Consider the following 26348-nt stretch of genomic DNA (forward strand, 5'->3'; position numbering starts at 1 on the left):
CGCCGTTGTCGGGGCATTCGTTACGCCCATGCAGCATTTCCATCGGTATGTACATGAACGGGTAGAAACATTTGGGGAGGAGGGCATGCGCTCGGTAAAGGAAAGGCTCTTGCACAGCGCCCTGTTCGAGGCCGGTGGCCTGGTCCTGGTCACGCCGCTCGCCAACCTGGTTAGCGGCCATGGCCTGGGCAAGCTGGGGACGCTGGGGGTGGCCCTGGCTACCGTGGCCATGGGCTGGAACCTGATCTGGAACCGACTCTTCGATCACTGGGTGCCGAGTCGGCGGCGCAGCGTCTTTGAGCGACTCGCCCAGGCGCTGGGCTTCGAGGCGGGCCTGGTGGTGCTGACCCTGCCCGGCGTGGCCTGGTGGCTTGAGATCGGGCTCGCCGAGGCGCTGTGGCTCGATATCGGTTTCGTGGTGTTTTTCCTGGCCTATGGCCTGATCTTCAATACCCTTTTTGATCGAGCGATGCGCCGTCACCTGGCGCGGGGAGGTAGCTCATGACCTATGTATTCCTGGCGTTGGCCATCATTGCCGAAGTCGTTGGCACCACCGCTCTCAAAGCGTCCGAGGAGTTCTCGCGGTTTTGGCCGAGCGTGCTGGTGGTCGTCTGTTATGGGCTCGCTTTCTATTTGCTGTCGCTGGCGCTGCGCACCCTGCCGGTGGGGATCGCCTATGCCTTCTGGGCAGGTCTTGGCATCGTGCTGGTGACCCTGATCGGCATCGTGGTTTATGGCGAGCGCCCCGACCTGCCGGCGGTACTGGGGCTCGGAATGATCATTGGCGGCGTGGTGGTGATTCAGGTATTTTCCAGCGTGTCGTCTCACTGAGGCCAGGTGCCGCCTCGTTATCGAGGCCCGAAGCCGGCTCTTTATCGAGGCCCGAAGCCGCCTCTTAATCGAGGCCCGAAGCCGCCTCGCACGAAGAGGCCCAACGCTATCTCGTCACATAAGGCGAGCCATGAAACCAGAGGCCTGCATGGCCTCGTCTGCTGTCGGATTGCTCAATGCCCTCTTTGTCGCTGCGTTTATTGCTGGTTGTGCTGCTGTGCTGTGTTCTGGGGGCGCCGATGGCATCGGCGGCGGGTTTCGAACGCCTTTCCGCCCTGGAGGATCAGGGCTTTCTGATCGGTGCCGAGGCGCGTCTGCTGGACAGCGGCGAGGTGCTCGGCGAGATCACGCCCGACCTTGAGCTGTCGCCGGCGTCGGTCTCCAAGCTCTACATGGCCGCCGCGGCCCTTGACCGCTGGGGACCCCAGCACCGCTTCACCACTCGACTGGTGACACCAGGCACGCTGTCTGGCGATGGCGTGGTGACAGGCGACCTGGTCTTCGAGGGCGGTGGCGATCCGGCATTGGTCTCAGAAGATCTCTGGCGGCTGGTGCAGCAGCTTCGTCAGCAGGGCGTGACCCGAGTAGACGGGGCGCTCGAGATCAATCAGTGGCGCTATGGCCCGGTGCAGTGCATTACCACCGACCGCTGCGAGGCCCGTCGCCGTGGCACCAACGCCTATAGCGCGCTCTTGTCGGCGGCGGGGGTGGATTATGGCAGCTGGTGTCTAGTGGTCCGCCCCGGGCCTGCTCTTGGTGAGCCTGCGCGGGTTGCCAGCTGCTCAAGCGGCGCGCTGCTGACGCGTCTCGATAACCAGATTCAAACCGCCCGCGCCGATGGCCGGACCCGCCTGGATGCCGAACGCCTGACCGACGGCCAAGGCGATCGCATGCTGCTCACGGGCACCATCGCCATGGGTGACGGGCCGCGCTACGTTTACCGCGCCAGCTCCGACCCCGCCGAGCAGACCGCTAGCACCCTGGCATCGCTGCTTGATCAGGCCGGCATCGCCGTGACCGGTGGCGCTCGGGTGGTCAGCTCGGCGCCGCCGTCGGCGGTCACCGAGCTCGCTTCCGTGCAGGGCAAGCCGCTGCAGGAACTCTTGCAGCGCACCCTCAACTACTCGAACAACTTCATGGCCGATGTGCTGGCCCTCGATTTGGTCGGTTCGCCACGAGCGACTCTCCCTCAGGCCGGCGATGCGGTGGAGGCTTTTGCCCTGACGATTCCCGGCCATGGCCCGCTGACCCTGGAGAGTGGCAGCGGCCTGACCACCGGCAATCGCACCACGGCGCGCGGCGTTACGGCGTTGCTCGAACACATGTACCAGCGCCCGGCGCTGTTCCCGAGCTTCATCGCCGGCCTGCAGTCGCCCACCAACGGCGCCATGCGCTTCCTGCGCCGCGGCAGCGACACCTTTCAGGAAAACGTGATGCTCAAGACGGGTACCCTCAATCAGCCATTCTCGGTGCGCTCCACCGGCGGCTACTTCCGCACCCAGAGCGGTCGCTGGGGCGTGTTCTCGGTGCTGGTCAATGGCACGGCCAGCACGCCCTACCTGGCCTGGCGGCAGGTGCTTGAACCGCTCGCCGATGATCTTGAGTCGATGATCCTGAGTCACTGAGACAGTCACTGAGACAGTCACTGGCAGGGCATCGGGCTGATTGATTGGACTGGTTTATAGGCTGGTTTATGGAGCGCCAGTCAGTGGCGATGAATTCACACCGGGGTAAGTGAGACCTCCAGGCACGGCGAGGGGGCGCGCTCAGCGGCGCAAGAAGTCCTTCTCATGCATGAATGTCATGTGCAGCCAGGGTTGAAAATGGCGCCTGAATCATCACAGATTCAGGTAGTAGATAGCATCCTTAGCATCGCCATGGAGACAGCCCAAGATGTCATTAGATCAGCTGCAGACATTTATCGATTCCTGGGTCGGGCTTGGCGTGTGGCTCGCCCTGGTGGCCGCCAGCGTAGCCTGGGTGGCCTATGACTTGCGCACCAAGAACAGCCACATGGCCTCGATCATGCAATGGGTCTGGATCTTGACGGTGTTGTATTCCGGTCCCATTGGCGTATTGATTTACCGTTACTCCGGACGTCGCCAGATTCCAGCGGATAACCTAAAGCGCAAAGGGTTCCGGTCAGTGGCCCACTGCTATTCTGGCTGCGGCATCGGTGAGATCCTCGGCGTCATAATCGCGGTGGGTATTTTTGCCGTTGGCAACGCCTGGACAGCGGCCATCACGTTTATCTTGGCCTATGTTTTCGGGTTCGCGCTTAACCTCGGGCCGATGATGCAGTCGGGAGTGCCCTTCATGCAGGCACTCAAGGGTGCGTTTCTGGCAGAAACCATCAGCATTGCGGTGATGGAGTTCGTGGCGATCACCGTGGATATTAATCTGGGGGGGCAGTCCACTATGAGCGATGCGCTTTTCTGGGCGTCTCTTTACATTTCCCTGAGCCTTGGCCTTTTTGCGGCCTGGCCGGCCAACCTGTTGTTGATCAAATTTGGCCTCAAGGGAGGCATGGCCGATCCCCGGGATACGGAAGCGGCGGCCAGCGGCCATTGTCACTAATGGTGTCAGCGGCCGGGCGTTTTCGCGAGGAGCCTGGCCCATCCCGAGTTCCAAAATATGCCCGGTGTGGGTGACATGCCACGACTCGCTTTCATATTCGGCTGCTAGAATCGGCGACCGTCACCCATCCTCCGACATGCAGGAACGACTCGATGAAGCCTGGGCACACCGGCTGGCGCCACCTGATCCATTCCACCCGCTATTCCATCAAGGGGCTGAATGCCGCCTTTCGCAACGAAGCCGCCTTTCGTCAGGAGCTGGGCCTGTGCCTGGTGCTGGTACCGCTGGCGATCTGGCTCGGGCACTCACCCGTCGAATGGATTCTTCTGATCGGCAGCTGCCTGCTGGTGCTGATCGTCGAACTGCTGAATACCGCCGTGGAGGCGGTGGTCGACCGCATTGGTCCCGAACGCCATGAGCTTTCCGGGCGGGCCAAGGACATTGGCTCGGCGGCCGTGATGCTGGCGCTGATGATCGCCGGGATGACCTGGGGCCTGTTGGCCTGGCAGCGCTTCTTTGGCTAGGCCTTCCCGTGTGACTGGGCTGAGTTATCCGCAGGGCGCAGACAGTAGGGCGGCGGCTTCGCTATGCTTGGGGAAATGACAAGGAGACGCCCATGGCGCTGCCCGACGGCTTCCTGCCGCTGATCGAGATTCCCCATTGCCTGCACGCCTCGCTTGGCGAGACCGCACGGCGTCTGGATGAGGCGCTGGAGCGCGCCGATGCCCGTGCGCGCCAACAGCAAAGCGACCCGCTGAGCGAGACCTGGCGAGCGCTCGGCGAATCGCGTCGCGAGCAGCTGGCGAAGGTGCTTGCGGTCTCGGCGTTCGCCGCCGATACGCTGGTCCACTATCCGGACTGGCTGACAAGCCTGGACGCCAACGGCGAGCTTGAGAGTGCGCCTTCACCTCGCTTGCTCGATCAGTGGCTGAGTGAGGTCCTTGGCGAGGCCACCGATGAGGCGACCATGCAGTCGGCGATTCGGCGTTTTCGCCGCGAGCGCATGCTGGGCATTGTTTGGCGGGACCTGACCCGCCCCACCGGCACATCCATGTGGGAAACCGCCGGCGCCGTCTCACGTCTCGCCGAGGCCTGCCTGGAAGGTGCGCTTGGCTGGCTCGAGGCGCATTTCGAGGCCCGCTGGGGCCGGCCGGCGCCGCGCGCCGACGGCAGTCCCCAGCGCCTGGTGGTGCTGGGCATGGGCAAGCTGGGGGCTGGCGAGCTCAACCTCTCGTCGGATATCGACCTGATCTTCGCCTTTCCCGAGAAGGGCGTGACCCAGGGCGGCAAGCGTGAATTCGAGCATCAGGAATACTTCACCAAGCTTGGCCAGAAGCTGATAGGGGCACTGGACGCGATCACCGCCGACGGTTTCGCGTTTCGCGTCGACATGCGTCTGCGCCCACTGGGCGACGGCGGTCCGCTGGTTGGCAACTTCGCCATGTTGGCAAGCTATTACCAGGATCAGGGCCGCGAGTGGGAGCGCTACGCAATGCTCAAGGCCCGGCCTGTCGCCGGCGATATCGATGCCGGCTGTGAGCTGCTGGCGGGTCTCAGCCCCTTCGTCTATCGCAAGTATCTCGATTTCGGCGCCATCGAATCGCTGCGCGAGATGAAGTCGATGATCAACCGCGAGGTCAAGCGCCGCGGCATGGACGACAACATCAAGCTCGGCCGCGGGGGAATCCGTGAGGTCGAGTTTGTCGTTCAGGCCTTCCAGTTGATTCGCGGTGGCCGCGATACCGAGCTGCAGGTCACCTCGCTAAAGACGGCCCTCGAACGCCTGCCCGAGCTTGGTCTGCTGCCTCAGCAGGTGGTCGATGAGCTGACGCCGGATTACGTCTTTCTGCGCGACCTGGAGCATGCCATTCAGGCCCTCGAGGATCGCCAGACCCAGGCGCTGCCCCATGATGATGCTCAGCGCGAACGCATCGCCCTGGCGATGGACATGGAAGACTGGCCGGCCCTCATGGCGCGCCTCTCTGAGCTGCGCGGCCGGGTGCGCGGGCATTTCGATGCGGTGATCGCCGATCCCGAAGAAGAGGCCGATGGCGTCGATGATGATGACAGCTCTGCCTACGCCGAGCTGCGTGCTCTGTGGCGCGGCGAGCTGTCCGAACAGGAAGCCAAGGCGCTGCTTGAAAATGCCGGCTTCGCGGATCCCGCCCGGGGTGACCGGCGGCTCAAGGCCCTGCGTCAGTCCCGGGCGGTGCAGGGCATGCAGCGCATCGGCTTCGAACGTCTCGACGCGCTGATGCCGTTGCTGCTCGAAGCGGTGATCGACAGCGAGTCGCCGGACACGGTTCTCGAGCGGGTGCTGCCCTTGATCGAGTCGGTATTGCGGCGCACCGCCTATCTGGCGCTGCTGCGCGAGAATCGTGATGCGCTCGGCCACCTGATGCGACTGTGCGGGGCGAGTCCCTGGATCGCCGACCAGATCGCCCGCCACCCCATCCTGCTCGACGAACTGCTGACCCCCTCGACGCTGTATACCCCCGCCGACAAGTCGCGGTTGGCCGATGAACTGCGCCAGGCCCTGGGGCGGATTCCCGAGGACGACGAAGAAGCCCAGCTCGAGGCGCTGCGGGTGTTCAAGCATGCCCAGGTGCTGCACGTGGCGGCGTCCGATATCGTCGGCACCCGGGCGCTGATGAAGGTCAGCGACTACCTGACCTTCATCGCTGAGGTGGTGCTGGAACAAGTGCTGGCGATGGCCTGGAAACATCTGACCCGCAAGCATGGCTATCCCAAGCGCCGGGACGGCAGTCACGGCGAGACCGACTTCATCATCGTCGGCTATGGCAAGCTTGGTGGCATCGAGCTTGGCTACAGCTCCGACCTGGACCTGGTGTTCATCCACGATGCCGCCTCTCAGGGCAGCACCGACGGCGAGCGTCCGATCGACAATCCGGTGTTCTTCACCCGCCTCGGCCAGCGCATCATCCACCTGCTGACCGCGGTTACCCCTGCCGGCGCCCTGTATGAGGTCGACATGCGCCTGCGGCCTTCGGGTAACGCTGGCCTGTTGGTGACCACCCTCGAGGCCTTCGCCGACTACCAGCGCCGCGAGGCCTGGACCTGGGAGCATCAAGCGCTGGTGCGGGCGCGGGCCGTGGCTGGCGATACTGGCCTGGAGCAGCGATTCGATACAGTGCGCCGCGAGGTGCTCGGCCAGGTGCGCGACCTCCCGGCGCTGCGCGAGGAGGTGATCAGGATGCGCCACAAGATGCGCGATCACCTGGGGAGCTCGGCGGTGGCCAAAGAGGCCGGTGCCTTCGACCTCAAGCAGGATGCCGGTGGCATGGTCGATATAGAGTTTCTGTGCCAGTACGCGGTGCTGGCCATGGGACATGACTGCCCGGCGCTGCTGGTCTACAGCGACAACATGCGCATCCTCGAGACACTGGAAGAGCACGAGCTGCTGCCCGCCGAGGATGCCAGCGCGCTGCGCGAGGCCTATCTGGCCTACCGCAACGCCTTTCATCGTTCGGCGCTGACCAAACAGGTCGTCGAGGCCGATTTCAGCGCTCAGCGCGAGCTGGTCAGTCGCCTGTGGCAGCGCTTGCTGGAAGACGACGACGCCTCCACGCCCCCCGACATTTCACATCAGGAGACGCCTCAGTGAGCCAAGGCAAGGTACTCGTACTGCATGGTCCCAATCTCAACCTGCTCGGCACCCGCCAGCCGGAGATCTACGGGCGAGAGACCCTCGACGACATCAACAACGGCCTCTATGAGCGGGCGGCGCTGAATGACTGGGATATCGCCTGTCACCAGAGCAACCACGAGGGCGCACTGATCGACGCTATTCACCGCGCGCGACTCGATGGCACCACCGCGATCATCATCAATCCCGCGGCCTATACCCACACCTCGGTGGCCATTCTCGACGCCCTGAATGCCTTCGAGGGCAAGGTAATCGAAGTGCACCTGTCGAACGTGCACAAGCGCGAATCCTTCCGCCACCATTCCTATGTCTCGCTGCGTGCCGACGGCGTGATTGCCGGACTTGGCAGCCATGGCTATCGGGCGGCGCTGGACGCGCTGATCAACGCCTGACGACATCTCGTGCCCGCCGGGGCGGCAGTGCCTCGGTGGACATCCAGATGTGGTGATTAGACTAAAGTCTAAATACTGGGTATCATGGGGTCACTATCCTTAAGTCATATAGGTCCGTTATCCCATGAATACTTCGACCTCAGCTGCTTCTACTGCTACCCAACAGCTTCCGCTGATCAAGCGCATCGGCCAGCTGGCCTACCGCGCACTCGAGAGCATGACCGAGAGCTCCTATCAGGGCTTCATCGCTCGCCAGGGCTATCGTTACGCCTACATCTGATCGGTTGGTTGCAGGGCATGGTGCGCTCACCCGCCCCGGCCCTGCCAACTCCCTTCGCTCTATCCCTTCCGCTTTTCCAAGCCGCGCTGCGTCGCCGGCCATGAGCATGCCTGTGTTCCCTGGTCTCCTTCGGCGTAAATCGTACGCACTTGCCTGACGTCTCTCCCCTGTCTCTATAAGTTGCACCGAGTGGAAATGATGGAGCCCGCTTCGCTGGCTCATTCGCATCACCCGTTCGCGTGTCGTAGCATGCGCCGTTATTCAACGCGGCATCGCCTGATGCGGCGTCGTTCGAAGCCGCGACATGTATAGGCACGACATGTATAGGCACGACATTCAATGCACGTGCATTGCCATGCTGACTGACAGGGAGCTCTCGCCGTTGCGGGAGAATCGTGATGCGACTGATTCACATGCTGCGCCGGCGCTCGACGTGTCGGCAGCTAACGCAGCAGCTCAACATCGACATGCGTGCGCGACTAAAGCGGGCCTTCCTGTGGCTGTTGGTGCTCACCGTCTTGCACACCCTGGCGATGGTCGCTTTCGAGTCAATGGGCGGGGGCGATGCACTGTGGCTGACGCTGACCACCATGACCACGGTGGGCTATGGCGACCTCTCGGCGGCGACACCGCTGGGGCGTGCCGCTACGGTGCTGCTGCTGTACGTCGCCGGCATCACCCTGCTCGCGCAGCTGGCAAGCGACTACATCGACTACCGCCTCAAGCGGAAAGAATCCATGATCAAGGGCCGCTGGAGGTGGCAGATGAACGACCACGTGCTGATCATCAACAGTCCCGCTAATAACGCCGCGGTCTACTTCGACCGACTGGTGCAACAGCTGCGCGCGACCCGGGAGCTTCACGACACACCGGTGCAGATTCTTACCGAGGCCTTTCCGGACGGGCTGCCCGACCATCTTCGCGAGCAGGGCGTGGTGCATCACCACGGCGAGCCTTCCGACCCTCAGGCGCTGGCCGCCGTGACGCCGGAAAGCGCCCGAGTGATCATTGTGCTGGCAAGCGACGAATACAGCCGCGTCTCCGACAGCATCACGCTGGACGTGCTGACCCAGCTCCGGGATCTGTGTGGGACGTCGCTGCCCTATACCGTCGCCGAGTGCGTGCACGAGGACAGCCGACGACGCCTGGAGCTGGCCGGTGCCAGCACTAGCCTGCGGCCGATCCGCGCCTATCCGGAGATGCTGGTGCGCTCGCTGGTGGCGCCGGGGGCCGAGAAAATCCTCGAAAACCTCTTCACTCATCATGACGACCACGCCATGCGCTATTCGGTGTCGCTCGAGGACGCCGTCTGGTCCGACGTGACCTGTCGCCTGATGGCCTCCGGCATGGGCACCCTGATGGCCTATGTGGGCAAGGACGGCCAGATCGTTTGCCACCCGGCTCACGACCACCGCTTCAACGCCACCGCCCTGATTCTGATGGTACGGGAGGAGTTCGTGCCGAGCACGGCAGACATCGAGGCATGCCTGGGCGAAGGGTAGGGGAGGGGCCACCGTCGTCGATGGCACCCGCTCGGCGCTATTTCTTCTCCCGGTACTCGCCTTCCAGTACCTCGTGCTCCTCAAGACGGCCGCTGCTGGAGCGAGACTCGCGGTCCTGGGTGTCACGGTGGTAATAGCCGCCACCGATATCCTCGGCCTGCTGGGCACGCATCTGCTCCATGCGCTTTTTCATGCGATGGCGCAGGAAGGGCAGCATGGCCCAGCCGATCAGCAGGAAGAAGAGACCAAGGATGGTGCCGACGATCATCAGCACGCCGAACATCAGCCAGGTCAGCACCAGGCGTGGTCCGCTCATGCCCTGGCGTGGCCGCGCCTGGCGAGCCCGTTCCTTCCATTGATGGGCCGCCTGCCAGGCGGCATTGCGTTGACGATCTTGATCATTCATGAACTGCTCCCGAGGGGAGGTGGGTGGTGATTGCGTTGACGATAATCTCTTCGATGGTAAATCGAAGGTCAGGTTCCGTGATCTCGGCGGTCATGTTGAGGCGCGGGGTTACAGGCAAGCGTGGCACGCCGCGGCACTGGTGTCATGCAAGCGAGCACGCCGGTCATGAAGGGTGGCCGTTGTGCATTGCCGGCAGGCTTGCGATGATCCTTGGCACAGATGACCAACGGGAATGATGCGATTACGTGGACAAGTTTGAGCAACGATTGGACCAGGCAGCGCGCGCAGCCTGGCTTTCCTATGTAGGGGGGCGCACTCAGGATGAGATCGCCAGCCAGCTCGGTGTCTCGCGCCCCGGGGTGCAGCGCCTGCTGGCCCTGGCGCGGCAGGAAGGGCTGGTCAAGGTGCACATCGATCATCCCATTGCCACCTGCATGATGTTGTCCCAGCAGATTTGCGAGCGTTTCGATCTGGACTTTTGCGACGTGGTGCCCGTCGATACCGGTGCCGCCGACAGTAGTTACCAGTACCTGGCCGTTGCCGGGGCCGAGCGACTGGAACGCTATATCGAGCGCATCGCGCCGCTGACCCTCTCGCTGGGGTCGGGTCGGACGGTGAGAGCCATGGTCGAGGCCCTGAGCCGTCTCGATCGTCCCCAGCATCGCTTCGTCTCGCTGGTCGGCAATGTCGCCCGTGACGGTTCCTCGAATCGCTACGACGGGATCATGGTGCTGGCCGACAAGACCGGCGGCGAGCGCTTCCTGCTACCCGCGCCTGTGGTGGCCGGTTCGGTGGAAGAGAAGGACGCCATGCTCGGCCAGCGGCTGTTCCATGCGGTGACGGATGTGGCCCTTAAAGCCGAGGCGGCCTTCATTGGGGTAGGGCGCATCGACCGCCAGGCGCCGCTGTTCCAGGATCACTTCATCAACGAGAGCGAACTTGATGAACTGCTCGCCATGCAGGCGGTGGGAGAGTTGCTCGGTTGGCCGATGAATCAGGACGGCGAGGTCATCGACTGTTCGATTACCCATCGCGTCACCAGCCTGCCGCTCGAGCTGCTTCGTGATCAACAGCTGGTCGCGCTTGCCGGTGGCCGTGAGAAGGCGCCGGCGATTCTTGCGGCGCTGCGCGGTGGGTGGCTGAAGGGCCTGGTTACCGACGAAACCGCGGCGCGCTTCATTCTCGATGCCCGGGAGTGACCCGAACTCGGCTGTTATGGCGTTCCTTTCCCGCGTATCTCTTTCCTTCCCCACGCCGATATCGTCTGGTGTCCTGCAGTACCGAGGGGGGCGTTGGTGCTGAGTCGGCTTGGCAGACCAGCAGTATCACGGATCGATCATTGATCTAAAAAGGCCATGGCGCACGTTGCGCCATGGCCTTTTTTCGTGCCCCTCATTCCCCCTCGCTTGCCCCGCCAACCGTTGCCCGCTACCCCTAAAGTATAGGCCCTGTGGCTTTGCTTTTTTCAGGGTGCTGTCCGATCATTTGATCGTCAAGTGAGTGATTGATCAAAACACAACAACAGATAACTCCCTTACGAAGGAGCAAGCCATGAAGCTGTCTCGTGTGCTTCCGATCGCCGGCCTGGCTGCCGTCGGTGCGACGGTTGCGAATGCAGAAACCATCACCGTGGCCACCGTCAACAACAATGACATGGTGGTCATGCAGAGCCTGACCGACGCTTTCGAGCAGTCCCATCCGGGCATCAAGCTGGATTGGGTGGTGCTCGAAGAGAACGTGCTACGCCAGCGGCTGACCACCGATATCGCCACCGGGGGTGGGCAGTTCGACGTGATGACCATCGGCACCTACGAGGTACCGATCTGGGCCGAACGCAACTGGCTGATGCCCCTCGACAATCTCCCCGAGGACTATCAGGTCGACGACCTGCTGCAGTCGGTCCGCGACGGCCTGAGCTATGACGGCACCCTGCAAGCGCTGCCGTTCTATGCCGAAAGCTCGATGATGTACTACCGCAAGGACCTGTTTGACGAGGCCGGCATCACGATGCCCGACCAGCCGACCTGGCAACAGGTACGCGAGTGGGCCGGCAAGCTGCACGATGCCGAGCAGGAGCAATATGGCATCTGCCTGCGCGGCAAGCCGGGTTGGGGCGAGAACATGGCGCTGGTCTCCACCATGGTCAACAGCTTCGGTGGGCGCTGGTTTGACATGGACTGGCAGCCGCAGATCGATTCGCCGGCCTGGCAGGAGGCCGTCAGTTTCTACGTCGACCTGCTGAACGACTTCGGCCCGCCCGGAGCCAGCTCCAACGGCTTCAACGAGAACCTGGCGCTGTTCTCCCGTGGCAACTGTGCCATGTGGGTCGATGCCACCTCGGCGGCGGGCAAGCTCTTCGATGCCGACCAGTCCAAGGTCGCCGATAAACTGGGCTTCGCCCCGGCGCCGGTCGCCAAGACCCCCAAGGGCTCGCACTGGCTGTGGTCCTGGGCCCTGGCGATCCCGGCCTCGTCTGATTCCAAGGACGCGGCTCGCCAGTTCATTACCTGGGCGACATCCAAGGACTACATCGCCCTGGTCGGCGATCGTGAAGGCTGGACCAGCGTGCCCCCGGGCACTCGTACGTCCACCTACGAGAACCCGAACTACCAGCAGTCCGCACCCTTCGCCGGTTTCGTGCTGGACGCCATCCAGGGCGCCGATCCCACCGATTCGACCCTGGAACCGAGCCCCTACACTGGCGTGCAGTTCGTGGGTATTCCTGAGTTCCAGTCGATCGGTACCCAGGTTGGCCAGATGGTGGCCGCAGCCCTGACCGGGGAGACCACCGTCGAGCAGGCGCTGCAGGCGTCGCAGCGCGCCACCGAGCGCACCATGGAGCGCGCCGGTTATCTGGACTGATCCGTGTCCGCCGGCCGGGTGACCCCGGTCGGCTCCTTCCTTGCGACCTTCATGGTTACCGACATGAACAAGACCAGAACTTCCGGGCGCACCATCGGAGGGTTGCGTACCCTCTCGCTGCAGGCGCCCGCCGTCTCCCTGCTTTTCCTGTGGATGATCGTGCCGCTGGCGATGACCGTCTGGTTCTCCCTGCAGCGCTACAACCTGCTGATGCCCGGCATGACCGGCTTCGCCGGTCTCGAGAATTACGAATACCTGTTCACTGACCCGGCCCTGTGGTCGGCCATGGGCACGACCCTGCTGATGGTCGGCTGGGTGCTGGTGATCACCGTGGTCGGCGGCACGCTGCTGGCGGTGCTCTTCCAGCAAGACTTCATGGGCCGGGGCATCGCCCGGGTGCTGGCGATTTCACCGTTCTTCGTCATGCCCACCGTCAGCGCCCTGGTGTGGAAGAACATGATGATGCACCCGGCCAACGGGGTGCTGTCCTGGGTGGCGGAGTCCCTCGGCCTGCCGGCGGTGGACTGGTTCTCGTCGCTGCCGCTGACCTCGATCATCATCATCGTGGCCTGGCAGTGGCTGCCGTTCGCGCTGCTGATTCTGCTCACCGCCATGCAATCGCTGGACGAAGACCAGGTCGAAGCCGCCCGCATGGACGGCGCTGGCCCGATCGCGATCTTCTTCTTCATCACCCTGCCGCACCTCAAGCGGGCGATCAGCGTGGTGATCATGATCGAGATGATCTTCCTGCTGACCATCTTCGCCGAGATCTTCGTCACCACTTCCGGTGGCCCGGGCCTTGCCACCACCAACCTGGCCTACCTGATCTACATCCGCGCCCTGCTCGACTTCGACGTCGGCATGGCCTCCGCCGGCGGGGTGGTCGCGATCATCCTTGCCAACATCGTTGCCATCTTCCTGGTCCGTATGGTGGCCAAGAACCTGGAAAACTGACGCGGGAGCGCGACACATGACGACTGCAAGAACCCACTCCGTGTCCGGGGCCTCTGCCTCGCCGGTCAAGCGGTCACCGCTGGCCAGTACTCTGCTCAATCGACGCCTATGGCTCGGCGTGCTGGGCTGGACGTTGGCCCTGATGATCTTCTTCCCGATCTTCTGGATGGTGCTGACCGGCTTCAAGACCGAGGCCGACGCCATCGCCGACCCGAGTCTGATCTTCTCGCCGACGCTTGAGAACTACGCTGAGGTCCAGAGCCGCGCGGGCTATGCCAAGTTCGCCTTCAATAGTGTGGTGGTGGCCTTCGGCTCGACGCTGCTGGCGCTGCTGATCGCCATTCCGGCGGCCTATTCGATGGCCTTTCTGCCCACCAAGCGCACCAAGGGCACCCTGCTGTGGATGCTGTCCACCAAGATGCTGCCGCCGGTCGGCGTGCTGGTGCCGATCTATCTGCTGTTCCGTGACGTCGGGCTTTTGGATACCCGTACCGGGCTGGTCATCGTCTACACCCTGATGAACCTGCCGATCGTGGTCTGGATGCTCTACACCTTCTTCAAGGACATGCCCAAGGACATCCTCGAGGCGGGCCGTATGGATGGCGCCGGCACCCTGCAGGAGGTGATCTACCTACTGCTGCCGCTGACTCTGCCGGGCATTGCCTCCACCGGCCTGCTGGCGGTGATCCTGAGCTGGAACGAGGCCTTCTGGAGTCTCAACCTCACCTCATCCCAGGCGGCCCCGCTGACGGCCTATATCGCCTCTTTCTCGAGCCCCGAAGGGCTGTTCTGGGCCAAGCTTTCCGCGGCCTCGACCATGGCCATTGCGCCCATCATCGTTTTCGGATGGTTGACCCAGAAACAGATGGTACGCGGCCTGACCTTTGGCGCCGTCAAGTAAAGGAATCTCATCATGGCAACGCTACAACTCAAACAGCTCAACAAGAGCTTCGATGACACCCATGTCATCAAGGGCGTCGACCTTGAGGTCAACGACCGCGAATTCGTGGTTTTCGTTGGCCCTTCCGGCTGCGGCAAGTCGACCCTGATGCGCATGATTGCGGGGCTCGAGAATGCCACCAGCGGCGATATTCTCATCGACGGGGCGCGCATGAACGACGTGGGTCCCGCTGATCGTGGCCTGGCCATGGTCTTCCAGAGTTATGCGCTCTATCCGCACATGACCGTCGAAGACAACATGGGCTTCAGCATGCGCCTGGCGGGTGTCTCGAAGGACAAACGCCGCGAGAAGGTGCTCGAAGCGGCCAAAATCCTGCAGCTCGAGCCGCTGCTGGATCGCAAGCCCAAGGCGCTGTCTGGCGGCCAGCGCCAGCGCGTGGCGATCGGCCGCGCCATCGTGCGCAACCCCAGCATCTTCCTGTTCGACGAGCCGCTTTCCAACCTCGACGCGGCCCTGCGCGTGCAGATGCGTATCGAACTGGCGAGGCTCCATGAGGAGCTCGACGCCACCATGATCTACGTCACCCATGACCAGATCGAGGCCATGACCATGGCCGACAAGATCGTGGTATTGCAGGGCGGTGAGATCGAGCAGGTGGGCTCGCCCATGGAGCTCTATCACCATCCCCGCAATCGCTTCGTGGCCGGTTTCATCGGCTCGCCGAAGATGAACTTCCTGCCCGTCGAGGTGGTCGAGGCCGACGCCAAGGGCGTCAGCGTCAAGCTACCGGGCGGCGGCATTATCAACGTGCCTGCCAAGGGCAACGGCCTGCAGCCGGGCACCGCCCTGGAGCTGGGTGTCCGCCCAGAACATCTGGTGCTCGACGACACCCAGGGACCGCTTAGCGGCGAGATCCAGGTCCTCGAACGTCTGGGGGGCCAGACCTCGCTGTACGTCCAGATGGGGGAGACCCTGATGACCCTGATGGCAGACGGCGATGTCGCGCACCGAGTGCGTGATGAGGTGCGCTTCGGCTTCGAACCGGAGCGGGCACATCTGTTCGATGGGGAAGGGCTGGCCCTGCCGAGCCTGCATCAGCATCCCCTGGCAGGCCTGCGCCGTCAGGACAATCGCGCGTCCTCCGATGCCGTCGATCACTGAGGAGAAGGTCATGGATAGCGTGATCTTCGATTGCGACGGCGTGCTGGTGGACAGCGAGGCCATCGCCGAGGCCACCCTGACTGACCTGCTGGCGGCCTGGCTGCCGGACCTGGCCACCGAGCAGGAGCTGACGGCGGCGCTGGGCATGACCACCGCGAATATTCTCGGCCACCTCGAAGCGCGCAGTGCCCATCGCCTGCCGGCCGATGCCACAGCCCGGGTCGACGAGACCATCGAGGCGCGCCTGGCCGATGAGCTTGACGCCATCGACGGCGTCGCCGAGGCCATCAAGGCCATTGAGTCGCTCGCGCTGCCACTGGCGGTGGTCTCCAACAGCCGCCGCCAGCGGGTACTGGCATCGCTTGCTACCACCGGTCTCGATGCTCTCTTGGGCGAGGTGCCGATCTTCACCGCCGACCAGGTGACGCAACCCAAACCGGACCCGGCGCTCTATCGCCTGGCTGCCGGGCAGCTGGGCTGTGAGCCCGGCGACTGCCTGGTGGTGGAGGACAGCGTCGCCGGTGTGACCGCGGCCTATAGCGCCGGCATGACGGTGATCGGTTTCACTGGTGCCAGCCATGTGCCGGCGGGACAGGAAGCGCGGCTGCGTGACGCCGGGGCCTGGCAAATCCTGCCTCATATGCGGGGGCTGGAGGCGCTGGTGCAGCAGTGGCTCGACACTCGCCGGCTGTAAGTCGATGCCTAAGTCGGCATGTCATTCAACTTCAAGCCATTCCACTTCAAGCCATTCAACGTCGACTCACTCAGCGCCATCCCATTCAAAGGAGGAATACATGAAACTCAATGACAAAGTCGCGGTGGTGACCGGCGGTGCTCGGGGCATTGGCCTTGCCATCGTCGAGCGCTATCTGGCCGAGGGAGCCAAGGTGGTGGTGGCCGATATCGATCGCGATGCCGTCGACGCGGCCGTGGCCCATTTGCAGCAGTCGAGCGGTGATGCCGACCGTGTTCTGGGCGTTCGTCTGGACGTCTGTGACCCGGCCTCGGTCGCGGCGCTGATCGAGGAGACCAGGCGTCATCTCGGCGGTATCGACATCCTCGTCAACAATGCGGCGGTGTTCGATATGGCGCCGGTGCTCGAGGTAACCGAGGCGAGCTATGACAAGCAGTTTGGCGTCAACGTCAAAGGCGCCTTCTTCACCCTGCAGGCCGTGGCACGGGCCATGGTCGAGCGTGGGCAGGGCGGCAAGATCATCAACATGGCGTCCCAGGCTGGTCGCCGGGGCGAGCCGCTGGTCAGCATGTACTGCGCCAGCAAGGCGGCGGTGATCAGCCTGACCCAGTCCTGCGGCCTGGCGCTGATCGAGCACGGCATCAACGTCAACGGCATCGCCCCGGGCGTGGTCGATACGCCGATGTGGGAGGAAGTCGATGCGCTCTTCGCCCGTTACGAAGGGCGGCCCCTGGGTGAGAAGAAGCGCCTGGTCGGTGAAGCGGTGCCCTACGGACGCATGGGCCGGCCGGAAGATCACACCGGCGCTGCCGTCTTCCTGGCCAGTGATGACAGCGACTACGTGGTGGCCCAGACCCTGAACGTCGATGGCGGCAACTGGATGAGCTGAGGCGATAGCGGATCGCCAGGAAGGATAACCATGATCGCGCATATTCATGACATGGCCGCGCAGCTGCTCGAGGCCTCGATGCATCGCCAGCGTTTCATCGTGGCCCTCGCCGGCCCGCCTGCGGCCGGCAAGTCGTTCCTCTCGGAATGGCTGTGTCGCGAACTCAACCTGCGACACCCCGGCATCGCCGCCGTGGTGCCCATGGATGGCTACCACTTCGATAACGCCGTGCTCGAGCCCGAAGGGCTGGTGCCGGTGAAAGGCGCCCCGGAGACCTTTGATATCGATGGTCTTCGGCAGGACCTGACCCGCATTCGGCGCGCCGATCGCAGCGTGGCGGTGCCGGTCTTCGACAGGCCGCTGGATCTGGCCCGGGCGGGTGGGCGGCTGATCACCCTCGAGCACCGGCTGATCATCGTCGAGGGCAACTATCTGCTGCTCGATCAGGGCGACTGGCCGGCGCTGCGGCCGCTATATGGCCTGACGCTGTTTCTCGATGTTCCGGATGAGGTCCTCGAGGCCCGCCTGATCCAGCGCTGGCTCGGCATGGGACAGGACCAGGACGGCGCCCTCGAGCGGACCCGCGACAAGGACTTGCTCAACGCCCGGCTGATCAAAACCGCATCGGTAGCCGCCGATGTCAATTGGGCCGCGACTGTCTGAGCCCGAGCACAGCACACATGACGTCTGACCGAGGCCGAGGGCTGGCCGCGGTCCGTTCTTCTACTTTTTGCGCGATCTGTCGCCAGATCGACGCTTCTCCAGGAGCCATACCATGATCCATCTCGATAACGCCCACCTGGATGACCTGGGAGCCGATATCGCCACCCCAGACTACGACCGCAAGGCGGTCACCGAGGGCATCGTCCATATCGGCGTCGGGGGGTTTCACCGCGCCCACCAGGCCATGTACCTCGATGAGCTGATGAACCAAGGCGAGGCGCTCGACTGGGGCATCGTCGGGGTCGGCGTGATGCCCGGTGATCGCCGGATGAAAGAGGCGCTGGCCGCCCAGGATCATCTCTATACCCTGGTGCTGAAACATCCTGACGGGCGACGCGAGGCGCGGGTGATCGGCGCCATGCTCGACTATCTGTTTGCCCCGGAGGACCCGGAGGCGGTGGTCGAACGGATGGCCGCTCCGGGCATCCGCATCGTCTCGCTGACCGTCACCGAAGGCGGCTACAACTTCCACCCGGTGAGCGGCGAATTCGACCTCGATAACCCTGACGTCCAGCATGATCTGGCGCCCTCGGCCACCCCGAAGACCTCCTTCGGCCTGGTCATCGAGGCCCTGCGTCTTCGCCGTGAGCGTGGCCTCGCCCCCTTCACGGTGATGTCCTGCGACAACATCCAGGGCAATGGCGACGTCGCCCGCAAGATGTTCACGGCCTTCGCCCATGCAAGGGACGGCGAGCTGGGCGCCTGGGTCGAGGCCGAGGTGCCCTTTCCCAACTCGATGGTCGACCGCATCACGCCCGTCACCACCGCCGAGGATATCGCCGAGCTCGGCAGTCAGTTCGGCGTTGAGGACGCCTGGCCGGTGGTCTGTGAACCCTTCACTCAGTGGGTTCTCGAGGACCGCTTCGTGGCCGGACGTCCCGCCCTCGAGCACGTCGGCGTGCAGGTGGTCGAGGACGTCGAGCCCTATGAACTGATGAAGCTGCGGCTGCTCAATGCCAGCCACCAGGCGCTGGCCTACTTCGGTTACCTGGCCGGCTACCGCTATGCCCACGAGGCCAGCGCCGACCCGCTGTTCGAGACGTTCCTGCTCGATTACATGACCCACGAGGCGACCCCGACCCTGGCGCCGCTGCCGGGCGTCGACCTGGATGACTATCGCCGCACCCTGATCGCTCGCTTCGCCAACCCCGAGGTCAAGGACACCCTGGCGAGGCTCTGCGCCGAGAGCTCGGATCGCATTCCCAAGTGGATGCTGCCGGTGGTCCGCGCGCAGATCGACAAGGGGGGCGATATCCATCGCTGCGCCGCGGTGGTGGCGAGCTGGGCACGCTATGCCGAAGGCCTCGACGAGCAGGGCGAGGCGATCACCGTGGTCGACCGCCTCAAGGACGAACTGATGGCGATCGCGGCAAAAAATCACGACCATCCCACCGCCTTTATCGAGAACCGCGAGCTGTTCGGTGATCTTGCCGAGAACGCGCGCTTCCGCGAGGCCTACTTTACCGCGCTCGACCGTCTGCATCGCCTGGGCGCCCGGGCTACGCTGGAAGCGCTGGTCAAGAATCAAGGCTGATCACGTCGGTCTTATCGTGTAAGACTGTTCATGAGAAATGTTCGTGAAGGACTGCTCGTATCAGCGCTATCACCTGAGCAAGAACACCTAAGCCACTGCACGTAGGAAATAGCACGTAGGAAAGAGCATGTAAGAAAGAGCACTTAAGAAATAGCACGCAGCAAAGAGCACGCAGCAAAGAGCACGCAGCAAAGAGCACCAAGGCTCATCACATATGGCTGAGGACGAGGAGACCGCCATGTATATTGGCGTGGATTGCGGCACCCAGAGTACCAAGGTGGTGGTGGTCGATATCGACGCCGCCACCATCCTCGGTGAGGCGAGCCGCTCGCACCGGCTGATCGAGGGGGCCAATGGCCGTCGCGAACAGCATCCCGGTGACTGGCTCGCGGCGTTTCGCGGCGCCTTCCAGGACGCCGTGGCCAAGGCGAACATCGACCCTGGCGCGATTCGCGCCATCGGTGTCTCGGGGCAGCAGCACGGTCTGGTGGCGTTGGATCGTGACGGTGAACCGGTCTATCCGGCCAAGCTGTGGTGCGACACCGAAACCGCCAATCACAATGCCACGCTGATTGATCGTCTGGGCGGTGAGGCCGGCTGTCTCGAGCGACTGGGCCTGGTTCTGCAGACCGGGTATACCGCTTCGAAGCTCGCCTGGCTGCGCGATACTCACCCCGAGGCCTATCAGCGCATCGACAGCGTGCTGCTGCCTCACGACTACCTCAACTTCTGGCTGACCGGCGAGCGGGTCAGCGAGGCCGGAGACGCCTCCGGCACTGGCTACTTCGATACCCGGCGACGCGAATGGCGGCACGATGTCTTCGCCGAGATCGCCCCCGAGCTCGATGCACAGGCGGTGCTGCCAAGGCTGATCGACGCTCAGCAGCCAGCCGGGGTAGTGCGCCCGGCGCTGGCCCGGGAGCTGGGGCTTGCCGAAGGCGTAGTGGTCTCGAGCGGCGGGGGCGACAACATGCTTGGCGCCATCGGCACCGGCAACATCCGGCCGGGCGAAATCACCATGAGCCTTGGCACCTCCGGTACGCTCTGTGCGCATTCCAGCGAACCGGTGCAGGCCGAAAGCGCCATGGTCGCCAACTTCTGTTCAAGCGACGGCGGCTGGCTGCCGCTGATCTGCACCATGAACGTCACCTCGGCGACGACGCGGATTCGCGAACTGTTCGGGCTTGAACTCGACGACTTCGGCGAACACGTCGCGTCTGCCCCTATCGGCGCCGAGGGCGTGCTGATGCTGCCGTTCTTCGATGGCGAGCGGGTGCCCGCGCTGCCACAGGCCTCGGCCAGCCTGCTGGGACTGACCGGCACCAACCTTAAGCGGGCCAACCTGTGTCGGGCGGTGATGGAGGGGGCGACCTTCGGGATGCGCTATGGTCTCGAGCAGCTCGGCTCACTCGCTGCCGGCGCCCGGCAGATTCGCCTGATCGGCGGCGGGGCGAAGAGCCCGGTATGGCGCCAGATGGTGGCCGATATCACCGGTATTCCGGTGATCAGCCCACGGATCACCGATGCCGCGGCGCTGGGTGCGGCGCTGCAGGCCGCCTGGTGCGAACGCCAGAGCGGTACCTCGCTGGAGACGCTTTGCGAACGGCTGGTGGTGCTCGATGAGGCGACGCGCGCCGAGCCCGTGTCGGCACGCGTCGCGGCCTATGAGGCGGTTTACACCCGCTATCGTCAGGCGTTGGCCGAGCGGCATGGCATCCCGGACTGAGCCTGTATAAACAAGCGCTAGCCGACGCTTAGATCAGCCGCCACAGGGCGGCGGTGACGATGCCGGCGCCGATCGATGGCAGCGGCTTGCGGGTCGCCAGCATCACCCCCAGGGTGGCGGCAAGCGCCAGACGCGCGGCGATGTCGCCGTTGACCGCCATGGGTGTGATCACCGCCACCAGCACCGAGCCGCCCATGGCGTTGATGAAGCGCTCGACGCGCGGCCCGATCGGCACCCATGACATCACCAGCACGCCGCCGGCGCGAGTCAGATAGGTCACCAGCGCCATGATGACGATGGCGGCCAGGGCTCCTGCGGGGCTTACGGGTAGGTTCATGGGCAGGCTCATGACGCGGCCTCCTGCTTCGCCGACCGAGGTGGCATCAGCAATCCGGTGACGCCGCCCGCCAGGGCGCCGACGATCACATGGGCATTGGCCGGCATCCAGGCCAATGCCGCCATGCTCGCCAGAGCCGCCACGCCCCAGGGCAGAAGCACCCAGGGGTCCCGCGTGCCGCCTACCAGCATGGCCAGCAGGAAGCAGCCCATGATCACGTCCAGGCCGAAGCGCTCGGGGTCGCTGATGCCGCTGCCGAACACCACGCCGATCAGCGTGCCGACCATCCAGGCCATCCACAGCGCTAGGCCGCCACCGACCAGCATGCCGACATTCGTCTCGCCGCGCCGGTAGTCCGACGCCGCCATGGCCCAGTTGGAGTCGCTCAAGATGAGCAGGCTTGAGTAGCGCTGCCGGGGCGGCAGGTGGCGCAGCCAGGGATAGAGCGAGGCGCCCATCAGGAGGTGACGGGCGTTGATGGCGAAGGTGGTGGCGATCAGCGCGATCACCGGGATCTCGGGGCCCCACAGGTCCAGCACCGCGAACTGGGCGGCACCGGCGAACACCAGGCCGCTCATCAGCAGCGTCTCGAGCCCAGACAGGCCCTGTTGCAGCGCTGCCACCCCGAACGCCAGGCCGAAGGCGATCACGAACAGCGACATCGGCGCCATGCGCTTGAGGCCGGATAACGTGCCGGCCCGGTCGAGCCGGGCGCCCGGGGTGGGAGGAGAAGACGGGTTTGAAGACATGGCGCCTCGCGATCGGGTCAGGACGAGAACGTGAGCTTGCTAAAGCAGCAGGCCAAAGGCCGTATGCTGCGCCCTATCCCCATGACGGGCAACCCGGACGATGGCGAGCCGTGGCTCAGCTCCGCCATACCCCGGCGACGATCTCATAGCTTTGCAGCCGGTCCTGCTGGGCGAAGACATCCGTATGCAGCATCAGCTCATCGGCGCCGGTGACCTCGATGACCCTTTCGAGCTGCTGCTTGACCGTCTCGGGCCCGCCGATTACCGCTGCCCCAAGGAACTGCTCGACCTGCGCCCGCTCACGGGCATTCCAGTCCAGTGCCTCGACCGGAGGCAGCGAGCGGGTCGGCCGACCCCGGATCAGGTTGAGAAACTTCTGTTGGGCGGTAGTCGCCAGGTACTGGGCGTGGAGATCGCTCTCGGCGGCGATCACCGGCAGGCCGACCATCGCGTAGGGGGCGTCCAGAACCGCCGAGGGCTGGAAGTTGTCGCGATAGAGCCTGAGCGCCTCGAGCAGCTGGGCAGGCGCGAACTGGGCGGCGAAGGCGAAGGGCAGACCGAGCCTGGCGGCTAGCCTGGCGCTGTAGTCGCTGGAGCCGAGCAGCCAGGTGGGGACATGGGTGCCTTGACCGGGAATCGCCTTGACCCGCTGGCCAGGGCTCGCCTCGTCGAGATAGCCCCGTAGCTCCTCGAGCCGTTCAGGGAAGTCGTTGACGCCGGCCTGGGGATTGCGGCGCATGGCGGCCATGGTGGCGCCGTCAGAGCCTGGTGCGCGCCCCAGGCCCAGGTCGATGCGATCCGGGTAGAGGGTGGCCAGGGTGCCGAACTGCTCGGCGATCACCAGCGGCGGATGGTTGGGCAGCATGATGCCCCCGCTGCCCACGCGGATGCGCTCGGTCTGGCCGGCCACATGGCCGATCAGTACCGAGGTGGCCGCGCTGGCGATGCCCTCGATATTGTGGTGCTCGGCGAGCCAGTAGCGGCTGAACCCCAGCCGCTCGGCCTGCTGAGCGAGGGCGACGGTTTCCTTGAACGTATCGGCGGCGCTGCCGCCTTGGCGAATTGGTGCCAGGTCGAGCACCGACAGGGCCGTGTTCGAGAGACGTGAGTGGGCGAGACGTGACATGGGGACTCCTGGCTGGAATCAGAGTAAGGGAGGATTGTTAGCATCCTCATGATTGCAGCATGGAGGTCTTGTTCGATAATAACAAGGGTCGACGGCTCCCCTGCGTGACGTGCCTGCTAACGGCTATCCTGCCGTGACGGCTTCCCTAGCGTTTGACAGGCTAGCTAACCAGCTCCCAGGCCAGCCAAAAACCGGCCATCACGGTCAGGCCGGCTCCCAGCGGGCGAGCATGGCGCTTCCACAGACCCAATGCGGCCTCGCCGGCCAGCGCCACCAGCAGCGCCAGGCCGAAGTAACGCAGCCCGCGGCCGATCAGCGCCGCCAGCAGGAATAGCGGTAGCGGGTAGTCGCTGGCGCCTGCCACCAGCATGGCGGTCTGGAAGGGTATGGGGATGACACCGACGGCCAGGATGGCCACGAAGCCGTTGTCCAGGAAGCGCGCCTGAAAGGCCTGGTAAGCCGATTCGCCGCCAAAGAGCGGCAGCAAGGCATCGCCCCACTGGGCCATGGCGAGGCTCCCGAGGCCATAACCGATGAGGGCGGCGAACAGGTTGCCGGCCAGCGCCACCCCGGCGAGACGCCAGCGGCGCTGAGGCTCGGCGAGCATCCAGGGAATCAGGATCACTTCAATGGGGATCGGCACCAGCAGCGTTTCCAGCACCGAGGCAAGGCCCAGCAGCCACAGGGCGTGGCGCGAGGCGCTCAGGCGCGAAAGCCAGCGACGGGCAGAGGTCAGGGAGCGGAGCATGGCATCTCGGCAACTGGATGTTGGGAGGCCAGTATACCAGCGGCGGCGAGCGGACTATGATGAAAGGCCGATAGCCCAGCTTGGGCGGGAGGCGCCGATGACTATCCAAAAGCATCGTCACCAAAAGCCCCGACACGGCGCCACTCGCCGTTCGACATCTCCTGTTTCGTCTCGTCGCTGGCGAACCCGCCTTAGCGGCTGGCTGAACGAACCCCGCCTCAACGCTCTGGTGGACATCGCCATGATGACCGCTTTGATCATGGCCGGCCTTGCCCTGGCAGCGAAGCTTTTGGTGCCTTGAGCGAGTGTCATCCTGCTCGTCTTTCAGCTTTCTTTTTTTCTGCCACGTTTTCCATCCCTCCAGCCCTCCAGCCACGCAGCCCTCAGCTCTGCCAGAAAGGCTTGCGGCCTTCCTGTTCGGCCTGGCGGCGGGATTTGCCGATGTCCATGAGCTGATGATCGTCCAGCATCAGCAGCGCGCGACGCGAGGCCTGGCGTTGGCTGAGGTAGCGAAGCCGCTGGCGTAACCTGTCATACCGCCCGGCGAGCCGAGTCAGCGATAAAAGCGGGAGTCTTTCAAGAAGCCTTGGGCGGTGAGCGAGTCGCATGGCAAATCTCCGAAGTCGCTTGTCGATGTAACCACCATCAGCTTATGACCGGCGCGACTTGCCATACAGATATAGAGAGTTTAAAAGTTATCCATACAGATGGTGGGGTAAGCCCACTGTATGGCCCGTGATGAGCCTATCTGTATCGATGTCCCGGTGACGTGGAGATAACTGTCATGACGCGCTATGCGCAACTGGCCGACGAGCTGCGTCGGCGTATCGACGGCGGCATCTATCGCGGGGGGGATCGGCTGCCGTCGATCCGGGCCCTGTGTCGCGAATTCGCGGTCAGCATCTCCACGGCGCAGACCGCCTATGCTCGGCTAGAGGATGCCGGGCTGGTAGAGGCGCGGCCCAAATCGGGGTTTTTCGTGCGCTCGCAGCCAACCCCTACGAGTCTGCCGGCGGTGACGCGCCCGGCGCAGCGGCCGTTGGATGTCTCGCGCTGGGACCAGGTTCTGGAACTGGTGGAGCGCCACCCGCCCGACGACGACGTGCTGCTGTTGGGGCGTGGTATCCCCGATCTCGCCTGTCCGACCTTGAAGCCGCTGCATCGCCTGTTGGCCGAGCGCTATCGGCATGCTAGTGGCCAGGACCTGAACTACGATGCCCTGGCCGGCAGTCTCGCCCTGCGACAGCAGATCGTGCGGCTGATGGCGGGCGCGGGCAGCCTGCTGCACCCCGATGACGTGCTGGTCACCACCGGCTGCCAGGAGGCGCTGTCGATCGCCATTCGGACACTGACCGCACCAGGAGACGTGGTGGCGGTGGATTCGCCGAGTTTCTACGGCACCATGCAGATACTACAGGCCAATGGCCTCAAGGCGCTGGAGATTCCCACCGACCCTCGCACCGGCATCAGCCTGGAGGCCCTGGAGCTGGCGCTGGAACAATGGCCGATTCGTGCAATCCAGCTCACCCCGACCTGCAACAACCCGCTTGGCTATACCATGCCGGAGGAGCGCAAGCGTGCCTTGCTGGCGCTGGCGCAACGCTTCGATGTGGCGATCATCGAAGACGACATCTATGGTGACCTGGCCTTCGAAACGCCGCGGCCAAGAACGCTCAAGGCCTTCGACGACGATGGCCGGGTACTGCTGTGCAGCGGTTTTTCGAAGACCCTGATGCCGGGGCTTCGGGTGGGCTGGATCGCTCCGGGGCGCTATCGCGACCGCGTCCAGCACATGAAGTATGTCTCTACCGGTGCCTCGGCGACCCTGCCGCAACTGGCCATTGCCGACTTCGTCGCCAAGGGATATTACGAGCGCCACCTGCGTGCAGTGGTGGCTCAATATCGCCGCCAACGGGACCTGATGATTGGCTGGGTGAGACGCTACTTTCCCGCCGATACCGGCATCAGCTACCCCCAGGGCGGTTTCCTTCTGTGGCTGGAACTGCCCGGTGGCATCGACTCTATGCGCCTAAACGAGCGTCTAGTGCCGGCCCGGCTGCGCATCGCCCCCGGGGCGCTGTTTTCGGCGTCGGGCAAGTACCGCGAGTGCCTGCGCCTCAATTATGCCGCGGCCCTGACGCCGACCATCGAGGCAGCCCTGCGCCGCGTCGGTGAAGAGGTGGCAAAGCTCTACGCCTGCGCCCATGGCAGAGAGCTAGCCTGACACATCGCGCCGGCAGGTATCAGCCGGCCCGGTGGGGCTTATGCTGGCCGGAACCTTCCTCTACA

General features: G+C 64.2%; 27 protein-coding genes. 21 read left to right on the forward strand and 6 right to left on the reverse strand.

Going from position 1 to position 26348, the window contains the following annotated elements; translation table 11 throughout:
• The first annotated feature begins 85 nt into the window (after positions 1 to 85).
• The 9 genes from Q2K57_RS09685 to Q2K57_RS09725 all read left to right on the forward strand — a co-directional run bounded on the left by Q2K57_RS09685 (position 86) and on the right by Q2K57_RS09725 (position 9249).
• A complete protein-coding gene (locus Q2K57_RS09685) occupies positions 86 to 505 on the forward strand; it encodes a PACE efflux transporter (RefSeq protein ID WP_112055031.1) in 420 nt (139 codons plus the stop codon).
• The gene (locus Q2K57_RS09690; protein WP_112055032.1) at positions 502 to 831 is read left to right on the forward strand and encodes a multidrug efflux SMR transporter; all 330 of its coding nucleotides are present in this window, start codon (positions 502 to 504) and stop codon (positions 829 to 831) included. Before Q2K57_RS09685 ends, Q2K57_RS09690 begins: the two co-directional genes overlap by 4 nt.
• 176 nt (positions 832 to 1007) lie before the next feature.
• Positions 1008 to 2456, forward strand: coding sequence for a D-alanyl-D-alanine carboxypeptidase/D-alanyl-D-alanine-endopeptidase (gene dacB, locus Q2K57_RS09695; protein WP_112055033.1), 1449 nt, complete (start codon positions 1008 to 1010; stop codon positions 2454 to 2456).
• 268 nt (positions 2457 to 2724) lie between these two features.
• Positions 2725 to 3408, forward strand: a complete 684-nt coding sequence (locus tag Q2K57_RS09700) for a DUF4396 domain-containing protein (protein WP_112055034.1) — start codon at positions 2725 to 2727, stop codon at positions 3406 to 3408.
• A 152-nt stretch (positions 3409 to 3560) separates the two neighbouring features.
• Positions 3561 to 3932, forward strand: a complete 372-nt coding sequence (locus Q2K57_RS09705; protein WP_112055035.1) for a diacylglycerol kinase — start codon at positions 3561 to 3563, stop codon at positions 3930 to 3932.
• 92 nt (positions 3933 to 4024) lie between these two features.
• Positions 4025 to 7033, forward strand: a complete 3009-nt coding sequence (gene glnE / locus Q2K57_RS09710; RefSeq protein WP_112055036.1) for a bifunctional [glutamate--ammonia ligase]-adenylyl-L-tyrosine phosphorylase/[glutamate--ammonia-ligase] adenylyltransferase — start codon at positions 4025 to 4027, stop codon at positions 7031 to 7033.
• The gene (gene aroQ, locus Q2K57_RS09715; protein ID WP_112055037.1) at positions 7030 to 7467 is read left to right on the forward strand and encodes a type II 3-dehydroquinate dehydratase; all 438 of its coding nucleotides are present in this window, start codon (positions 7030 to 7032) and stop codon (positions 7465 to 7467) included. Before glnE ends, aroQ begins: the two co-directional genes overlap by 4 nt.
• A gap of 124 nt (positions 7468 to 7591) precedes the next feature.
• Positions 7592 to 7747 carry a hypothetical protein gene (locus tag Q2K57_RS09720; RefSeq protein ID WP_181463072.1) on the forward strand — a complete coding sequence of 52 codons (156 nt, stop codon included), beginning with the start codon at positions 7592 to 7594 and terminating at the stop codon, positions 7745 to 7747.
• A gap of 398 nt (positions 7748 to 8145) precedes the next feature.
• The gene (locus tag Q2K57_RS09725; protein ID WP_112055038.1) at positions 8146 to 9249 is read left to right on the forward strand and encodes a potassium channel family protein; all 1104 of its coding nucleotides are present in this window, start codon (positions 8146 to 8148) and stop codon (positions 9247 to 9249) included.
• Between the two features lie 37 nt (positions 9250 to 9286).
• Here Q2K57_RS09725 and Q2K57_RS09730 read toward each other — a convergent pair whose 3' ends face one another.
• Positions 9287 to 9655, reverse strand: a complete 369-nt coding sequence (locus Q2K57_RS09730; RefSeq protein ID WP_112055039.1) for a hypothetical protein — start codon at positions 9653 to 9655, stop codon at positions 9287 to 9289.
• Between the two features lie 245 nt (positions 9656 to 9900).
• Between Q2K57_RS09730 and Q2K57_RS09735 the strand changes: the two genes are divergently transcribed.
• From Q2K57_RS09735 to xylB, 10 genes are all read left to right on the forward strand, one after another.
• Positions 9901 to 10854: a sugar-binding transcriptional regulator gene (locus Q2K57_RS09735; RefSeq protein WP_112055040.1), complete on the forward strand. Its 954-nt coding sequence runs from the start codon at positions 9901 to 9903 to the stop codon at positions 10852 to 10854.
• 352 nt (positions 10855 to 11206) lie between these two features.
• On the forward strand, positions 11207 to 12517 hold the full coding sequence (locus Q2K57_RS09740) for a sugar ABC transporter substrate-binding protein (RefSeq protein ID WP_112055041.1): 1311 nt from the start codon (positions 11207 to 11209) through the stop codon (positions 12515 to 12517).
• A 63-nt stretch (positions 12518 to 12580) separates the two neighbouring features.
• Positions 12581 to 13471, forward strand: a complete 891-nt coding sequence (locus tag Q2K57_RS09745) for a carbohydrate ABC transporter permease (protein ID WP_112055184.1) — start codon at positions 12581 to 12583, stop codon at positions 13469 to 13471.
• Positions 13472 to 13487: 16 nt separating this feature from the next.
• On the forward strand, positions 13488 to 14372 hold the full coding sequence (locus Q2K57_RS09750; protein WP_112055042.1) for a carbohydrate ABC transporter permease: 885 nt from the start codon (positions 13488 to 13490) through the stop codon (positions 14370 to 14372).
• A gap of 12 nt (positions 14373 to 14384) precedes the next feature.
• Positions 14385 to 15533 carry an ABC transporter ATP-binding protein gene (locus tag Q2K57_RS09755; protein WP_112055043.1) on the forward strand — a complete coding sequence of 383 codons (1149 nt, stop codon included), beginning with the start codon at positions 14385 to 14387 and terminating at the stop codon, positions 15531 to 15533.
• 10 nt (positions 15534 to 15543) lie between these two features.
• Positions 15544 to 16227 (forward strand): HAD family phosphatase, encoded by a 684-nt coding sequence (locus Q2K57_RS09760; RefSeq protein WP_112055044.1) that lies wholly within the window; start codon positions 15544 to 15546, stop codon positions 16225 to 16227.
• A 100-nt stretch (positions 16228 to 16327) separates the two neighbouring features.
• Positions 16328 to 17116: an L-iditol 2-dehydrogenase gene (locus Q2K57_RS09765; RefSeq protein WP_112055045.1), complete on the forward strand. Its 789-nt coding sequence runs from the start codon at positions 16328 to 16330 to the stop codon at positions 17114 to 17116.
• 30 nt (positions 17117 to 17146) lie between these two features.
• A complete protein-coding gene (locus Q2K57_RS09770; RefSeq protein ID WP_112055046.1) occupies positions 17147 to 17779 on the forward strand; it encodes a nucleoside/nucleotide kinase family protein in 633 nt (210 codons plus the stop codon).
• Positions 17780 to 17891: 112 nt separating this feature from the next.
• Positions 17892 to 19373: a mannitol dehydrogenase family protein gene (locus Q2K57_RS09775; protein ID WP_112055047.1), complete on the forward strand. Its 1482-nt coding sequence runs from the start codon at positions 17892 to 17894 to the stop codon at positions 19371 to 19373.
• Between the two features lie 238 nt (positions 19374 to 19611).
• On the forward strand, positions 19612 to 21099 hold the full coding sequence (xylB, locus tag Q2K57_RS09780) for a xylulokinase (RefSeq protein WP_112055048.1): 1488 nt from the start codon (positions 19612 to 19614) through the stop codon (positions 21097 to 21099).
• 28 nt (positions 21100 to 21127) lie between these two features.
• Here xylB and Q2K57_RS09785 read toward each other — a convergent pair whose 3' ends face one another.
• From Q2K57_RS09785 to Q2K57_RS09800, 4 genes are all read right to left on the reverse strand, one after another.
• Positions 21128 to 21448 carry an AzlD family protein gene (locus Q2K57_RS09785; RefSeq protein ID WP_369700253.1) on the reverse strand — a complete coding sequence of 107 codons (321 nt, stop codon included), beginning with the start codon at positions 21446 to 21448 and terminating at the stop codon, positions 21128 to 21130.
• A complete protein-coding gene (locus Q2K57_RS09790) occupies positions 21445 to 22185 on the reverse strand; it encodes an AzlC family ABC transporter permease (RefSeq protein WP_112055049.1) in 741 nt (246 codons plus the stop codon). Before Q2K57_RS09790 ends, Q2K57_RS09785 begins: the two co-directional genes overlap by 4 nt.
• A 115-nt stretch (positions 22186 to 22300) precedes the next feature.
• Positions 22301 to 23311: an LLM class flavin-dependent oxidoreductase gene (locus Q2K57_RS09795; RefSeq protein ID WP_112055050.1), complete on the reverse strand. Its 1011-nt coding sequence runs from the start codon at positions 23309 to 23311 to the stop codon at positions 22301 to 22303.
• A gap of 160 nt (positions 23312 to 23471) precedes the next feature.
• Positions 23472 to 24059 (reverse strand): YqaA family protein, encoded by a 588-nt coding sequence (locus Q2K57_RS09800; protein WP_112055051.1) that lies wholly within the window; start codon positions 24057 to 24059, stop codon positions 23472 to 23474.
• Positions 24060 to 24156: 97 nt separating this feature from the next.
• On the opposite strand from Q2K57_RS09800, the gene Q2K57_RS09805 reads away from it, so the two are divergent.
• Positions 24157 to 24360 carry a hypothetical protein gene (locus Q2K57_RS09805; protein ID WP_304524953.1) on the forward strand — a complete coding sequence of 68 codons (204 nt, stop codon included), beginning with the start codon at positions 24157 to 24159 and terminating at the stop codon, positions 24358 to 24360.
• A gap of 82 nt (positions 24361 to 24442) precedes the next feature.
• Here the strand turns inward: Q2K57_RS09805 and Q2K57_RS09810 are convergent, their stop codons facing one another.
• A complete protein-coding gene (locus Q2K57_RS09810) occupies positions 24443 to 24667 on the reverse strand; it encodes a DUF1127 domain-containing protein (protein WP_258396278.1) in 225 nt (74 codons plus the stop codon).
• Positions 24668 to 24843: 176 nt separating this feature from the next.
• On the opposite strand from Q2K57_RS09810, the gene Q2K57_RS09815 reads away from it, so the two are divergent.
• The gene (locus Q2K57_RS09815; protein WP_112055053.1) at positions 24844 to 26283 is read left to right on the forward strand and encodes a PLP-dependent aminotransferase family protein; all 1440 of its coding nucleotides are present in this window, start codon (positions 24844 to 24846) and stop codon (positions 26281 to 26283) included.
• Positions 26284 to 26348 lie beyond the last annotated feature (65 nt).

Origin of the sequence: Halomonas sp. I5-271120 (genome assembly GCF_030553075.1) — a bacterium.
GTDB lineage: Bacteria > Pseudomonadota > Gammaproteobacteria > Pseudomonadales > Halomonadaceae > Onishia > Onishia taeanensis_A.